This window comes from Gymnodinialimonas mytili, from assembly GCF_037544085.1.
Classification (GTDB): domain Bacteria; phylum Pseudomonadota; class Alphaproteobacteria; order Rhodobacterales; family Rhodobacteraceae; genus Gymnodinialimonas; species Gymnodinialimonas mytili.
In genome coordinates this window covers 948,777-963,502 of the sequence record NZ_JBBIFW010000002.1, presented here as the reverse complement: position 1 = coordinate 963,502, position 14,726 = coordinate 948,777, and the positions used below count along the sequence as shown (strand labels likewise).

Sequence of the window (14,726 nt, the reverse complement as noted above, 5' to 3'; positions counted from 1 at the left end):
GACAGCTTCAGCTCGATCTCACGCATCAGCTTCAATACATCTTCGTCTGAATGTCGCTTCCGCGCCATTCCACTCCCCCCTCTCGCGACCAATGTCGTGGCCCAGCTTTACGGGGAAAGGACAATCTTCCTCGAATCCGAATGGGTGCGCCACTATGCCACGATGGCTGTGCAGAATAGGGCTAGTGCCAAACAGTCCCGAACCCTATTTTGCCCAATCATCTATTTCTCTGGGCACTCGCTCAGGGCCAAGGGTGGTTAGCTACGATCCAGCCCGAGCCACCGCAAAAGAGGCTCGTATCGAAGCGCAAGAGCGCGTGGGTGCTCGAGTGCTGGCACAGCGCGGATATGATCCAAACGCGCCACGCGTCACCTTATGACAGGGTATCAGCGAAGAATTTCGACGCTTACATCGAGACCGCGCTTGAAGCGGAATTGCTGCCGCTCGGATATGAACGCGCGCGCGTGGCCGGATCTTGTCGCGAGAAGCAAGTAGCGGCGGCCGCCATTTAGTTGCGGCTTAGGAAAGAGATTGTCAATTGCACTAGCTATCGCGCCCCTTTCTGGGAGTTCAAGATACTGCGCCTTCAGCACACATTTAGTTGATGCGAATGTGATCCATCACAACATGCAGTTCATAAAGTTTTAACGAGTTCTTTGGATAACTGCAGGTGTTGACGATTAGGTAAGCAAGATGAACACCCACCAGGTTCTAGAGATGGCAATAGCGCGCGCAGAGGGCACGGCTTCGCTTGCGCGTAGACACGGTTGTGAGCTGACAGAGGCAATCTACTCCGACATTGCCAAACGGATTGCAGAGGTCATCCGCGACGATGACAACTCAGCTCAAATCTCGGCATTCGAAAGGCGGCAAGTTGTTGCTTGAAAAAAATTCTATTGGAAGGATTAACGCTTCATTAGGAATTATTACTCAGATTGTGCATGTATACACGTTCAAAGGACTGATTCTATGCAAGACTTGATGTTGAAAACTCTTTTGGCAGAGAAGCGTGCGCGGGAGCTAGGCTTTGAGCACACAGCTACTGTTCTGCAGAAGCAAGCTGATAAGCTGATGTACATACACCGTAAGGGGTCGCCTGAAGCGCCTAACGCCGCCAATTGTCATGGGTCGCCAAGCATCGTCGCCAAGATCATGGCAGCTCAATCCAAGTTTTGATCATCCTACCGGATCTCCAAGCGGTGAGCGGGGCAGTAGAAGTTCGGCTTTCTCTGTGTCGGCGCAATACGAAGTGAGCAATCCCATTACTCACCTGCTCACTTGATCCAAATGCTGCGAAGTCTCGTGCAGAAAAGTCACATCCGGTTAGCGCGAACAGTTTTTTGGAGCTATTAACCAACTGTTAAGCCTTTGAGCGAATTGTTGCTCAAGCGACGAATGCTGGTCACGGAGAAACACGAATATGGCGAAGACCTCGATCATTGATGCTATTGTTGATGTGCTTGAAGAACTCGAATGTGCCGGTGAGACAGATTCACGGGTATCTATGACGATACTTGGCGAAGCTCTGGCGAAAGATCTTGGAGTATCTCGCAGACTTGTACTGGATGAAATCAAGAGCGCGAAAGCGACTAGGTGCGAACAACATGCGAGGGCCAGTATGCACGGCTTAGGCCTTTCGGCATCTTCAAAGTACCAAAACATGCAAAGACGTCAGATCTAAGAAATCAGACGACGTTATACCTGTGGGCCATTAGTAAATGGTCATTTTAGAGGTCGCACCAGCCATTTCAGTGACACCAGAATTCATCTTCATCGGGCCATGACCGAGCCAAGCCTTCGCGGATCAAGATGTCCCCGACATTTTCGCCGCTGACAAAGAATTCAGCTACGCCCTCGCCAAAGAAGTCATCAATAACACAGCCATCAAAATCTGTGTTTGGATTTGATAGCCCAGTGCATCGGTACGATCTGACATCTCAGTCAATGGCACCCTGAACACATCTTTTATGACGCGCGGCACCGGAATCTATTCAATTTGCCGAAACCTCTATTTGTAGGCGCTTCGATGGATCTGGTTGCAGAACACCGTTGCGCGGCGCCGCGTTTGTTTCAACCAAGTTGAATTGTCCGTTCTTTTGCAAAGCAGAAACGGTTCAATTGACTGCGACGGCAGCGTAGCCTGACAGAGCGGAAACCTCATGTATCGCAGCCCTGGCTGGCTACGCGGGCCTCCTTTTCGCGGCGCTTGACCAGCGTGTTCCAGCCATCATTTCGAGATCATGTTGGTGTATATCGCCTAGTTTGTTTGCCCGCCGCCGTTTCTTCGGAGGCGTCTTCTCTCGCTCTGTTTTGATGGGAGTGGTATATTCACTTTGTTCTAAGGCTAATTCGGTCGATAGAGTTGTTGAGCAGAGACAACAGCAGTAGGCCCAGGCGGTAGCTGGGTTGACGATAGCTTGCAGTTTCATCGCGATAATAACCCCGTCGCCGGTGACCATTTTTGCCCATCGATCCGAGCGCCCAATCGAGCAATGCCTTTACCTTGGGTCGGGAAACGCCCAGGATTTCGCCGAGCGCATAGAGCAAAAACCCTTCGGTTGCGTTCAGCAAAGGCGCCTCACGCTGATTGGGGTTTGGGCCCTAACATCGCCACTGCGCTGGCTGCTCGACCAAACTGTCAGGACAGGAAAATTTCCGTGTGCTCACATTTTTTTCGAAATCCTCATAGGCATCGCGAAGTTGGTCGCGCTCGCGCCCGCATGCTATTGCTGCTGTGACCAGGGCGTTGACTTTGCAAATCGCCTGCCGGGCAATGGTGTCACTTGCCAGCCTGCATCCCGCAGCAGGGCGGCGATCCGGCGGTAGCTATAGCGGCCGTACTGACGGGCCAGTTCAATCATGCCGGCGACCAGATGCGCCTCGTCGACCCGGCCGCTTGGCGACTTTGTCTGCGTCGAACAGTGCTGCCCCAAGACACGGCAGGCCTTCCGTTCCGACACCTTGAACTGACTGCGCACACGCTCAATGCAGGCCCGGCGACGGGCGGGGCTCAGAAGGGCTGCGCGTTCAGGCCTGCAAACCATCCACTGGATGGTTTCTTTGACGGCCTTCATCCTTTGCCGCCTCCGACAGAATGAGCGTGTCCAGTGTCAGGTCCGAGACGGCGCGTCGCAGTCGTTCGTTCTCCTCCTGAAGCCGTTTGAGTTCCTTCAGTTGGTCGGTTCCCATCCCGTACTCGACCATTGTCCTCGGACCAATGGCGGGCAAGGTCTCGTTGCTTACGCCAGCGATAGTAGGTCTGCTCAGTGATGCGCACTTCGCGGATCGCATCCACGCGCCGCATCCCCGGACCGACAAGCACCTCAACCTGCCGCAGCGTCGTGACAATCTCTTCCGGCTTGTGCCACTTCGTAGCCATCCTGATCCTCCGCTTTCATAACCATAACGGCGGACAACTTCACTGGGGGAGGATCAAGGGAGGCCCGGACACATACATAAATCTGCCGTTAACGCTGTTGTTTTCGACGACAGTACTATGTGCTTCACAACAGTCGAACACTTCATCAAAGATATCTTCTAAGAGGTTGATTTCAGTCAGAAACCTACAGTATTGAAAAAAATTTTCAAGGAATTAACCTGAAATTTATATAAATCTGTGAGTGTTTAAACAACATCAACCAGCTGAAGAGCACGGATCTTATGCCCAGTAATCCCAAGCAGTTTTTTGAATTAGCCAGCTCAATTTCCTCGATAGTCGAAGATCTCAACAAGTTGGGTATTTCAGTAAAGGTAGGAAACGACTTTTCCGTATATAGGGAGTATCGATCACACCTTTCAGAGCGAGGACCAGTCTATCCGATGTTCGACGCAAGAAGCTCCTACATTGACCATACAAATGGTTTCTGGATCTGCGGATTTGATAACGACGCCCGGTTAATTCATACGCAAGCGGCTAGACTTATCGACCTTTCCAACCGAACTTTGGGCGAGCATATTACAATACACCGACAGAAGTATGCGACACCAAATAAGAGCTCGGATCCCGACAAGACATTTTTTGTCGGTCCGAAAGCTCTAGGGCGAATTACAGGGCGTGTCTGTTATCAAGGCGAGTTTTGGCTTCACGCTCAAGGTCTCGGAGGGCCACGTAGCCTAGGCGCTACTCCATTGTTATCCAGCTTGCTCCTTGAAATCGCTGCAGCTTCTTGGAAACCTTCCTCTTTCTTTGCACTTGTGCCTAAGAAGCTAGCTGCAAAAGGTGCTCATCTCCGCTATGGCTACCATCACTGCGAACCTGGCCAATGGCTTGGACCAAACCGTGAAGTGACGGACGAAGACTATTTGATTTGGATGGATGCGGACGAGTTTGAGAGTGACAGCGGTAGCATTTTAGCGTCAAGTTTTGCCGACATGGGTCTTTTGGAAGCTCCCTTGGTACAATGCACTAATTATCAACGGCCACAACTTGTTCTTGCTGGTGAATAGTGGTGTCGCGTTCGAACAGCAACCCATCTCACCTAGTAGTAAACTCAAGGGCACCCAAAGTGAAACATACCCACAATTGGGGGCTTTTCCCCCCAGTTTTGGCTAGCGCTGCATTCGTCTTGGAACTAACGCTCACACCTGCAACTCTCCCAGCTATCCGCGGCGCCCTCGAGCTCGAGCTCTCAGAGCTAGCTCTTTATGTGAACTCTTATAGCTTCGCCGTTGCATTAGGCGTTGTTTTCAGTGGCGTTCTCGGTCACAAATGTGGTGAGACTGGCGTTTTTCTTGTTGGAACACTTCTGTTTTCAATAGGGTGTTTTCTCGTCTTGATGAGCGAACAAATCCACTCGCTCCTGATGGCACGTTCAGTTAAAGGTCTCGGAGCCGGCCTTTTCATACCAATTGTTCCCGTACTGTTAACTAAGGCCACCTCCGAAAAACCCGGCCGAATTCTTATAGTATGCGGTGCAATCTCTGGCTATTTGGCGGGACTGGCGCCCATTACCTACGGAAGTCTCCTTAAGGAGGGAAATTGGATTACACCATACATAAGCCTGGCTGTAATCAGCTTACTCGCGTTCGCGCTGTCAATTACATCTAACAAAAGATGCGATAAAACTTGTGTCAAACAGTCGAATGCTCCCCGATTCTCAATAGTCGAAGCTAAGGGACTTATGGGAATTTATGTATATATCTTCTGCACCTACGGCGCGGTCACGTACTACCTTTTCAAGTCACCAATTTTAGTCTCTGATAGCGGGTTCAATATAACAGAGTTGGGCGGGTTACTTACTTTACTCTGGGTCTCCTTTTCAACAGTCAGCCTTGCCCTTCGAAATCTTGTTGACAGTTACTTCATATCTTTTGTCCTCGCCACCGCTCCAGTTGCGCTCATAGCGGGTCTTGTCTTGCTAAGCCTGCCTTACTCACCCCCAATCTTGATCGCCTCAGCCTTTTTGGTTGGCGTTGGTTTGGCCTGCAGCAACTCGCCTTCCACCCAAGTAATTCTTACATTAACACCGAGAAGATTTCATTCTTTGGCTTCGAGCTTAGACTTCATTTTTGCACGACTTGGGGGAGTGCTTTGTAGTACGCTGTGTGTTGTTCTCTTGCCGCAAGCCCAAGTCATCGTGCTCCTATACCTTTTAGCAGCAGCTATTGCTGCAGCCAGTTTCGTTAGACCCATCTTGCACCAACGAATGTTGGCCAGCGTCAACGCTCCGAGAAACAAGCTTCCCTAGGCCGAAGGAGAAGTAATTCGCCAGCTTAGGGGTCTGCGGCACCACCCGGACGCTGTTCTCTTCCCTGTGAATACTATCTAGCGAAATAGTTCGCACTTTTCACCGTTTGTTAACCAAACTCTAAGTATCGTGACTAAAAAATCCTTGAGGTTACAATGCTTCCAGCACAAGTGTTCGATCAAATACCTCTGCTCTGCCCAGTAGGCTTGGGTCTGGCGAAGGCAGAGCCTGACGACGGTGCTGTCATGCATTTTCTTTGGGCAAACGAGCGCTTCTGTCGAACTCTGGGCTACCGAAGCGAAAAACTTCTAGGCAGTCGCGGCACCATCTTAATTGGTGCAAATATGTCACAGGCGACACACTTGTATATCATCGAACGACTCATGAGTTGGGAAGAGTTTTCAGTTAGCACTCCCACAAACATGCAAGACGGCACACCGATCCAAGTCGAAATGTGTTGGACCCCTCTCTCGGATCATGTGTCAGGTGATCGCTGGTGGCTTTGTGCACTCTCGGAACAACCACGTCTGAACGATGGACCGAAAGTGGCAAATCTTCAAAAAGAGACTTCTACCTATGCACCCATCGTTGAGCTGCAGAGAGAGATAGGCCGCCTGAAAAAGGATAATCAACGGCTCCACAATCTGAGTAAGATGGTCGCGAGGGAATCTAACCGTGATCCTCTTACTGGACTATCAAATAGAAGACATTACGGGGTTCAACTTAGGGAATGGATAGAGTGGTCAAAAGTCTCCTCCAAAGATTTCGCTGTCATCTATGTCGACTTAGACCATTTTAAGCTTGTAAATGATAACTTTGGTCATGAAGCCGGTGATCAAGTTCTAATTTCAACCGCAGAGACTCTCCGTGAGATCTGCAACCCAACCGACTTTATCGCACGGATCGGCGGAGACGAGTTTGTCATTTTCAGAGAACTCTCCCAAAGCGCGCTTTCGATAAGTGGGCTAGCAGACCAGATTGTCGAAGCTTTCGGCAAACCTCAAGAGTTTGATGGCGGAAGCGTAACTATTTCCGCAAGTGTTGGAATTTCTCTTGGAAGTTTAGCTGATCACGACCCAGAGCAAGTAGTTAGCCAAGCCGACATCGCTCTTTTCAAATCGAAGGAAAATGGTCGCGGGCATTGGTCTTTTTTTACGCCCTTGATGCATACCGAAAGCATCGAAAAAAAAAGGTTGTCAGCGGAGATTCTGGTCGCCTGCGAGCGCAAAGAGTTTTTTCCTGTGTTCCAGCCCGTAGTCGACGCCTTGACTGGGGAAATCAGTAGTGCGGAAGCACTGATGCGATGGCAGCATCCAACAAGAGGAGTATTGCCACCAAGCGCTTTTCTTGATGTTGCCAATAGGACTGGACTTATTGGACGTATAGATCAAATCGTGTTTGAGAAGGTGTGTCAATTCGCCAAAGAGACAGATTTATTCACTCTTGGCCTTCCTAGGGTTTCAATCAACGTATCATCGGGTCGACTCTCTGACCCATCCTTTCTTCACGAAGTCTTGAGCAGTGGTATTGAGCCAAACCGATTATGCGTAGAGATACTAGAGTCTACTTATCTGGATCGGCCCACTGTTGCACTACGTAAATCAATAGAATCACTTCGACGAAATGGTATATTAATTGCTGTCGATGATTTTGGAATGGGTCACACTTCCCTTCAAGGACTACTCCAAATCGAGCCTGATCTGATGAAAGTTGATCGTCAATTTATCAAGCCACTTCTGGACAGTGAAAGGAACAAACTGATAGTCCAATCCCTTTTTGGGATCGCGGAAGCGTTGGACATAAGAGTGGTTGCTGAAGGCGTCGAGACAGAAGCTCTCGCGATGGCAGCCACAGAGCTTGGATGCGAGTATCTGCAGGGGTTTCACTTTAGCCGGCCCCTCTCGTGCGAACAACTTTGCTCGTTGCTCGCCAAAACCAGAGTTTTTCGGGGACACAAATCTGCGCAAGCAAAAATTTTGGCCGAAGACTATAGTGTTAGCAGAAAGCTTTAGCACAGATTGGAACTGTCCCGGTCTCGCGGACGGTTACGAGCTAGAACTCTAGCGTCTCGAGGGCGCCCCTTTCATAGTCGATGAGCGAGAGTGGAGTTCCCCCGGTTTGATGGACACTTTTTCACTGATGATGGAGAGTGTTTTTCATGCCGAGAACGAGGAACCCGTACCCGACGGAATTTAGGGAACACTTGGTTGCGCTGGCGCGAGCTGGTCGCAGCGTTGAGAGTCTTGCGCGGGAGTATGAGCCCTGCGCTGCAACGATCCATGACTGGGTCAAGCAGGCTGGAGCGGACGAAGGTGAACGTGATGACCGCCTGACGAGCGCCGAGTTGGGAGAGCTTCGCCATTTACGCCGCGAGCTGAAACAGCTTCGCCAGGAACGAGATATCTTATCAAAGGCCGCTGCTTGGTTTGCACAAAACGACGTGACATCGCGGAGGTCTTCAAGTTCATGACCGCGAACCAGGCCGAGTATTCGATCCAGTTGATGTCGCGCACCTTGGGCGTATCCCGCAGTGGTTTCTATGCCTGTCGCAGCCGTCCGCCCAGTGCCCGACAGGTTGCCGATGATGCGCTGTCCGACCGGATCGCCACGATCCATCAGGCATCGAAGGAAACCTATGGCGCACCACGCATCCACACTGAATTGTCTGAAGACGGCATCAATGTCGGTCGCAAGCGCATTGAGCGATTGATGAAGGCCAAGAGTTTGAGAGGTGTCAGCCGCCGCAAGTTCGTCGTTACGACAGAGCGTGACCCAAGGGCCCGGCCAGCCAGTGATCTGGTTGACCGAAACTTCTATGCCGATGCGCCAAACGTGCTTTGGGTTGCCGACATCACCTATATACCAACCTGGGCAGGCTTTCTGTATCTGGCCGTCGTTCTGGATGCCTTCAGTCGCCGGATCATTGGCTGGGCCATGGGCAACGATCAGAAGGCGCAGCTTGTCATCGATGCGATGAACATGGCTGTGACGCAGCGCAAGCCCGATAGCGTCATTCACCATAGCGACCAGGGATCGCAGTACACATCAGTGGCGTTCGGCCTCAGGTGCAAAGAAATGGGTGTACGCCCGTCAATGGGATCGGTTGGTAATTGCTATGACAACGCCATGTGCGAAAGCTTCTTCGCCACCCTTGAGTGCGAGTTGCTCGACCGCCGGAAGTTCGAGACCAAGGCTGAGGCCCGTGTCGCCTGCTTCGAGTTCATCGAAGGCTGGTACACCCCCCTCGCGCAGGCATTCAGCTTTGGGATACAAGTCCCCGATCAACTACGAAAGGACCGCCGCTGATGGGCTAGAATCTATAAGCCCATAACCGTCCATCAAACCGGGGGAACTCCAACACCTACAACCATACTTGCGCCATGCTTGGCTGCACTTTGATCACGACTTTGCTGCACTTGCCTCCCAAGAGAGTAAACGTGTGCTCACGCGCCGCTGAGACGCCAGAAGCAAACAATTCGTTAAGCGCAGCAGACGCCGTGCGTACCGGCGGAACTTCAAGATACTGCGCCTTCAGCACACATTTAGTTGATGCGAATGTGATCCATCACAACATGCAGTTCATAAAGTTTTAACGAGTTCTTTGGATAACTGCAGGTGTTGACGATTAGGTAAGCAAGATGAACACCCACCAGGTTCTAGAGATGGCAATAGCGCGCGCAGAGGGCACGGCTTCGCTTGCGCGTAGACACGGTTGTGAGCTGACAGAGGCAATCTACTCCGACATTGCCAAACGGATTGCAGAGGTCATCCGCGACGATGACAACTCAGCTCAAATCTCGGCATTCGAAAGGCGGCAAGTTGTTGCTTGAAAAAAATTCTATTGGAAGGATTAACGCTTCATTAGGAATTATTACTCAGATTGTGCATGTATACACGTTCAAAGGACTGATTCTATGCAAGACTTGATGTTGAAAACTCTTTTGGCAGAGAAGCGTGCGCGGGAGCTAGGCTTTGAGCACACAGCTACTGTTCTGCAGAAGCAAGCTGATAAGCTGATGTACATACACCGTAAGGGGTCGCCTGAAGCGCCTAACGCCGCCAATTGTCATGGGTCGCCAAGCATCGTCGCCAAGATCATGGCAGCTCAATCCAAGTTTTGATCATCCTACCGGATCTCCAAGCGGTGAGCGGGGCAGTAGAAGTTCGGCTTTCTCTGTGTCGGCGCAATACGAAGTGAGCAATCCCATTACTCACCTGCTCACTTGATCCAAATGCTGCGAAGTCTCGTGCAGAAAAGTCACATCCGGTTAGCGCGAACAGTTTTTTGGAGCTATTAACCAACTGTTAAGCCTTTGAGCGAATTGTTGCTCAAGCGACGAATGCTGGTCACGGAGAAACACGAATATGGCGAAGACCTCGATCATTGATGCTATTGTTGATGTGCTTGAAGAACTCGAATGTGCCGGTGAGACAGATTCACGGGTATCTATGACGATACTTGGCGAAGCTCTGGCGAAAGATCTTGGAGTATCTCGCAGACTTGTACTGGATGAAATCAAGAGCGCGAAAGCGACTAGGTGCGAACAACATGCGAGGGCCAGTATGCACGGCTTAGGCCTTTCGGCATCTTCAAAGTTCCAAAACATGCAAAGGCGTCAGATCTAAGAAATCAGACGACGCTTTACTTATCGGCTACGAGTAAATGGATGTGTTGGACATAGTTCGCAGCTAGTTCTCGGCCAAAATCGCCATGCCGAGGATTAATCTATTCGTTGTGGATCTAAACCTCTAGGCCGATTGCAGTGTCACCGATCTCCATGAACCGTATACCTGCTTCTTCTAGTCGAGGAGATTACACGCGTCCTGACGGAGGCTCGTGTGCGTATTTTCACCGAACTGACACGGAATTCTCAATAACACTGCTGCGCAATCTTAATAAAACAGCCGTCGGGTAGTTGGAAGTGACTGATGGGAGAAGGCGAGAAGCGCGGAGACTTAATGCATTGTAGCGGTTCTCGCCTTCGGGCAACAAGCGCTTAGCTCGGAGTGGGTCGGGATCCAAAGGCCCCCGGCGGGCCGATCAATTGCACCAGAATTCTTCTCCATCGGGCCAGTATCGCGCGAGGCCCTCGCGGACCAATATGTCCCCTACGTCCTCGCCATTGATGTCGATGCTCGCCAAAACCCTGCCGTGGCGGTCGGCTTGCCCGTGTGACTACAACTCCCAGTCGTTCTGGTTCAGCAGTTCAATGAGGCGCTGTGTAGCCTCGCGGGCCAGATCAATCTCCCGAAACCCGCCGCAGATGTTAGTGTGCTCCTCCGGCGTGTCGTAGCCGCGGAGGCGATAATTGATGCCATCCAGCCAAAGCGTGCCGCCATCCACGACGCAGGTGTAGCGGTCTGATCTCGGGCAAATCTCGATTGCTTTCGCCTGATTGGCCAGTATTGCGGCGGAAAGCCCGAAGCAAATTGCCAAAACCTTTGCGCGCATACTGGCTCACCCTTTGAGTGATGTTTGTTTGCGAAACTTATGTCGCCGTGACTCGTGTTCCCAAAGGATTTGCACGATATTTGGCCTTTTGGACATGTCTGTTTGTATGTCTTGGCAGTCAAGCCTGGCCGAAACTATAAAATCTGTGTGTGTAAAGTCGACCTGAGTAACGATTGTTCCATTACGGAAACCGACCACTTCTATGACCTAGAGTGGTCGGATTTCGTCAAGGAAGTTAATAAGCTAACAGGCGGCAATCCCGTCGCCCGCCAGCTTTTCTTTGATGCTCGTGAACGACATCTGGCTGGTCGCCACTAAGAAGCCCGCCATCTGCCGACACGCGATGCTGACAAGCAGCCCTTAGGACTTGTCCTCATTCGAGGGCCACTATCACCCGTCCTATGTTTTGTCAGATCCAGCTAAAGCAAACACGGTTAGACAAGGCTATGTTGCCTGCATGCTGCTACTTTGCATCATCGTAGCCGCACCTGCGCTGGCGCTGTTGAGCGGTGTTCCACATGTCTCTTGCACACCACCCGCCACTAAGGGCACCCAGACGGCTCATCGCGTCAAAGGCGGGATATGGGCGCATCTCAATCTTTGAAATGTGCAGGTAGTCTCTGCCGTCATCAGGCATCACGTAGTAACCGCTGGCTGATCCGTACGGGGTGTCCCATCCTAGTCTAACAAGACGTCCTTCGGGCTTGTTCTCGTGTAACATAATCATGATCGGATCCGCCATAGACTTGGTCCTCACTTCTAATACTGCCGAGCGCTTTGCGACGAGACCCTCTCAACAGAATGCGCTAAACCAGCTTCTTTCTGGGTTGATCGATGCTCTTCAAGGCTTACCACAACACCACGTTCCACAAAGCCTGACCCTGAAATGTCATGTCGAAGTGGTAACGGTTCTGGCGAAGGTCTTAAAGATGCTGCGACCAGCAGTGCCAGAAAAGCCGTGAATGAAATGCCGTAGAAGCAGCTGATAGCCACCAAGACTGACGCGCTAAACGAGTATCCTGCAAAAGCAGCAACCGTTCCCATAGTCATTGCCAGTAGAAGAATTCCGAAGGCCAAGGGTTCATTTCTTTTCATGTCCTCACCATTCAGTGACAAGGTTAAGCTATGGTTAACTTTTGAACCGAAGTCTTTGCATACGTCGTTTTGGTGCTTCCAGCGAAGTGACATAGGCGGCCTCTTGCTCGGTGGAGCGCTCAGGGCTTGAGGATGAAATGAAATTTCTTAGCGGTTCAGATTAATCTCTCTGAAACGTTTTGCGCTCTACCGTGCACGTGAGCAGTCACTAAACTTATCAACTTACTGAAAACAAAAAATGTAATACGTTTGGCCGTCAGTCAGTCTTTTTGGGGACGAGGCTGACGGTGACCTCTCAAGCTAGCAGATGGCACGTCCTTCCCCTTTAAAACTGGGCCATTAAGCTGGCTGAGAGAGGGGGATTGGACATGGCGAGGGAACGACACTCTGACGAGGACATCTTGAAGCTGCTGCGTGAGATCGAGCTGAAGCTGGCTTCGGGCCATGATGTGGCATCGGCGTGTCGCAACATCAGGATCAGCGATGCGACGTACTACAACTGGCGGAAGCGGTTTGGCGGCATGGGGCGCGCGCATTTGTCAGAACTTAACAGCCTGAAGAAAGAGAACGCCCGACTGAAGAAGATCGTCGCGGAACTCACGCCTGCTCGGCTCCCCAAAGCGGGCATCTGTTAATTGTGTAGCATTCAGCAGAAAGGGCTCTCTGGACCTTGTGGCAAACGCTGCATCTAAGCAATGGTGCGCCCAGATGACGGCCACTCACGGCCCAAAGGAGACATCCAGCATAGACCTGCGATCCTGCGGTGCGCCCGTCAGACCTGCCGTTCGCTGCGGCTGCAAAACCAAAGATTGGGTGAACTCACGGATCGCGGACTTAAAGCTTTGGCTTTGCGTTTGCAGCGAAGGTCAGCTTCCCGCCCTCCCTGCTGAACAGAGGGCGCTCAGCTCGGCCAATCGAATGTCTCCTTCGGCGCGATTCGGTCGTTGGTCCAGATGCGGAGGATGGCGGATGTGAGCCCTATTCACCAAATGCGGCGAGACAGCGAAGGTCGGCTTTTCAACAACCTCGTGGTAAGCTCATCTTATGACAGACAAGAAGAAACCCGCGCATTCCTCCAGCACGAACCCCTATATCCCGAAGGGTGACGGCGACGAAGCCGTGCAAGCATACATCTCGGCGATGCTCGGCTGGAAAGGCACGCTCGGCAAAGAGATCGACGCGACTGTCGAAAGTGCCTTCCCCGAGGTGCGCAAACAGGTTCGTTGGAACACGCCGTTCTATGGCAAGGAGGACGGCTGGTTTCTGGCGATGTATTGCTACAAAAACTACGTCCAGATCACCTTTATGACCGGGTCGTCGCTCGATCCGGTACCGCCGAAAGCATCCAAGGTAGAAGGTACTCGGTATCTGGACATTTACGAGGATGAGGCTCTCGACAAAGAGCAACTTGCAAGCTGGGTTCACCAAGCCCTGAAGCTTCCGGGACAGAAGCTCTAAAAAGCAGTCATTCAGGTTGATAGGGCGAACGCCAGCTTTGTCCCGCACTGCCGTCATTGTCCGGGTCGATGGTGCAGTTCCGGTTGGCGGACGAAAGCGACCCTCGGTTGTACTTGCATCAAAGACCGCTTTCGGACGGGCGGGCAAAATGCAAATGGTCATTGCATACCTAGAACAAGACTTTAGCCGCGCCGTCTCCGAGCCGATATTATCACAGCTTCCTCTCACTGCTCGAAGTAGACGATCATCTTAAGGTGGCGGTGCTCGTCGACAGTCAGTAACTGGTGGTTGAAACTGAGAAGCGCTTCGTCTTCTGCAAGCAGAGCGCTGACGCCTCTGGCGCAGATGTCCATGCCGGGTTGTTCCATCCAGCGGCGGAAGTCTGGCGACACCTTTTTCAGGTCTTCGACCAGCCAGAGCATGTCTGGATCGTCCGGCGCAGCGGCCAGATCGTATCGAAACTGTGCGACCAGCCGGGGCGCGTCCTGTTTCCATTCCGGCAGACGTCGCCGCAGGTCCGGATCGGCAAAGACCATGCGGATGATGTTGCGGTCGCGTTGATCCCGCTTGGAGAATGCGAACAGATTCTCGGCCGCCGCGTTCCAAGCGATGACGTCCCAGCGAAGATTGGACACGTAAGCCGGCCGTTCGACTAGATCGTCCAGCAATAGCTGAACCAACGGGTCGACCGATGGCCATTGACGGGCTTCCGGCGGTGGTGGTCGCCTGTGGGCAAGAAGGAACAGATGGTTGCAATCAGCGTCGTCCAGTTTGAGCGCCTTGGCGATCTTGAGAAGAAAACTCTCTGACACCTGGATATCGCGGCCCTGTTCGAACCAAGTGTACCATGTGAGCCCGACGCCCGCGAGTGCGGCGACCTCCTCCCGCCGGAGCCCGGGCGTGCGTCGCCCCCCGGTGGTCGGCAGGCCGACATCGGCCGGGGTGAGTGACTTCCTGTGGCGCGTGACGAATTCAGAGAGGTTGGGTTTGTCGCGCGCGAGGGTTCGGCCAGACAAGACCATTACTCCTAGTAA

14 protein-coding genes and 3 pseudogenes are annotated in these 14,726 nt (G+C 52.0%); 11 read left to right on the top strand and 6 right to left on the bottom strand.

Translation table 11 applies throughout. The features are described 5' to 3' along the window. Positions 1-347 precede the first annotated feature (347 nt). The 3 genes from V8J82_RS14200 to V8J82_RS14190 all read left to right on the top strand — a co-directional run bounded on the left by V8J82_RS14200 (position 348) and on the right by V8J82_RS14190 (position 1,681). Positions 348-512, top strand: a complete 165-nt coding sequence (locus V8J82_RS14200) for a hypothetical protein (RefSeq protein WP_339976016.1) — start codon at positions 348-350, stop codon at positions 510-512. Positions 513-969: 457 nt separating this feature from the next. Next, positions 970-1,176 (top strand): hypothetical protein, encoded by a 207-nt coding sequence (locus V8J82_RS14195; protein WP_339976010.1) that lies wholly within the window; start codon positions 970-972, stop codon positions 1,174-1,176. 244 nt (positions 1,177-1,420) lie between these two features. Continuing rightward, entirely contained in the window at positions 1,421-1,681 is a 261-nt protein-coding gene (locus V8J82_RS14190) for a hypothetical protein (protein ID WP_339976015.1), read from the top strand. A 647-nt stretch (positions 1,682-2,328) separates the two neighbouring features. On the opposite strand, the gene V8J82_RS14185 is transcribed toward V8J82_RS14190, so the two are convergent. Beyond that, entirely contained in the window at positions 2,329-2,571 is a 243-nt protein-coding gene (locus V8J82_RS14185; protein ID WP_339976014.1) for a hypothetical protein, read from the bottom strand. A 209-nt stretch (positions 2,572-2,780) separates the two neighbouring features. Then, positions 2,781-3,379: pseudogene (locus tag V8J82_RS14180) on the bottom strand (transposase family protein); the annotation flags it as partial. A gap of 281 nt (positions 3,380-3,660) precedes the next feature. Here V8J82_RS14180 and V8J82_RS14175 point away from each other — a divergent pair. The 6 genes and pseudogenes from V8J82_RS14175 (at position 3,661) to V8J82_RS14150 (ending at position 10,313) form a co-directional block, all read left to right on the top strand. Next, positions 3,661-4,446, top strand: coding sequence for a hypothetical protein (locus tag V8J82_RS14175; protein WP_339976013.1), 786 nt, complete (start codon positions 3,661-3,663; stop codon positions 4,444-4,446). 59 nt (positions 4,447-4,505) lie between these two features. Then, a complete protein-coding gene (locus tag V8J82_RS14170; RefSeq protein WP_339976012.1) occupies positions 4,506-5,687 on the top strand; it encodes an MFS transporter in 1,182 nt (393 codons plus the stop codon). Between the two features lie 245 nt (positions 5,688-5,932). After that, complete coding sequence (locus V8J82_RS14165) at positions 5,933-7,699, top strand: EAL domain-containing protein (RefSeq protein WP_339976011.1); 1,767 nt, start codon at positions 5,933-5,935, stop codon at positions 7,697-7,699. Between the two features lie 146 nt (positions 7,700-7,845). Then, a pseudogene (locus V8J82_RS14160) lies at positions 7,846-9,018 on the top strand (IS3 family transposase). A 583-nt stretch (positions 9,019-9,601) separates the two neighbouring features. Then, the gene (locus V8J82_RS14155; protein WP_339976010.1) at positions 9,602-9,808 is read left to right on the top strand and encodes a hypothetical protein; all 207 of its coding nucleotides are present in this window, start codon (positions 9,602-9,604) and stop codon (positions 9,806-9,808) included. Positions 9,809-10,052: 244 nt separating this feature from the next. Beyond that, positions 10,053-10,313: a hypothetical protein gene (locus V8J82_RS14150; RefSeq protein WP_339976009.1), complete on the top strand. Its 261-nt coding sequence runs from the start codon at positions 10,053-10,055 to the stop codon at positions 10,311-10,313. 415 nt (positions 10,314-10,728) lie between these two features. Here V8J82_RS14150 and V8J82_RS23695 read toward each other — a convergent pair. The 3 genes and pseudogenes from V8J82_RS23695 to V8J82_RS14140 all read right to left on the bottom strand — a co-directional run. Then, a pseudogene (locus V8J82_RS23695) lies at positions 10,729-10,842 on the bottom strand (hypothetical protein); the annotation flags it as partial. A gap of 21 nt (positions 10,843-10,863) precedes the next feature. Further along, positions 10,864-11,139: a hypothetical protein gene (locus V8J82_RS14145; protein ID WP_339976008.1), complete on the bottom strand. Its 276-nt coding sequence runs from the start codon at positions 11,137-11,139 to the stop codon at positions 10,864-10,866. A gap of 759 nt (positions 11,140-11,898) precedes the next feature. After that, entirely contained in the window at positions 11,899-12,327 is a 429-nt protein-coding gene (locus V8J82_RS14140) for a hypothetical protein (RefSeq protein ID WP_339976007.1), read from the bottom strand. Positions 12,328-12,602: 275 nt separating this feature from the next. Between V8J82_RS14140 and V8J82_RS14135 the strand changes: the two genes are divergently transcribed. Together V8J82_RS14135 and V8J82_RS14130 are read left to right on the top strand one after the other, a co-directional pair. Then, the gene (locus V8J82_RS14135; RefSeq protein ID WP_339976006.1) at positions 12,603-12,869 is read left to right on the top strand and encodes a transposase; all 267 of its coding nucleotides are present in this window, start codon (positions 12,603-12,605) and stop codon (positions 12,867-12,869) included. Between the two features lie 409 nt (positions 12,870-13,278). Beyond that, positions 13,279-13,692 (top strand): DUF1801 domain-containing protein, encoded by a 414-nt coding sequence (locus tag V8J82_RS14130; protein WP_339976005.1) that lies wholly within the window; start codon positions 13,279-13,281, stop codon positions 13,690-13,692. Between the two features lie 224 nt (positions 13,693-13,916). Here V8J82_RS14130 and V8J82_RS14125 read toward each other — a convergent pair whose 3' ends face one another. After that, a complete protein-coding gene (locus V8J82_RS14125) occupies positions 13,917-14,708 on the bottom strand; it encodes a helix-turn-helix transcriptional regulator (RefSeq protein WP_339976004.1) in 792 nt (263 codons plus the stop codon). Between the last annotated feature and the right edge of the window lie 18 nt (positions 14,709-14,726).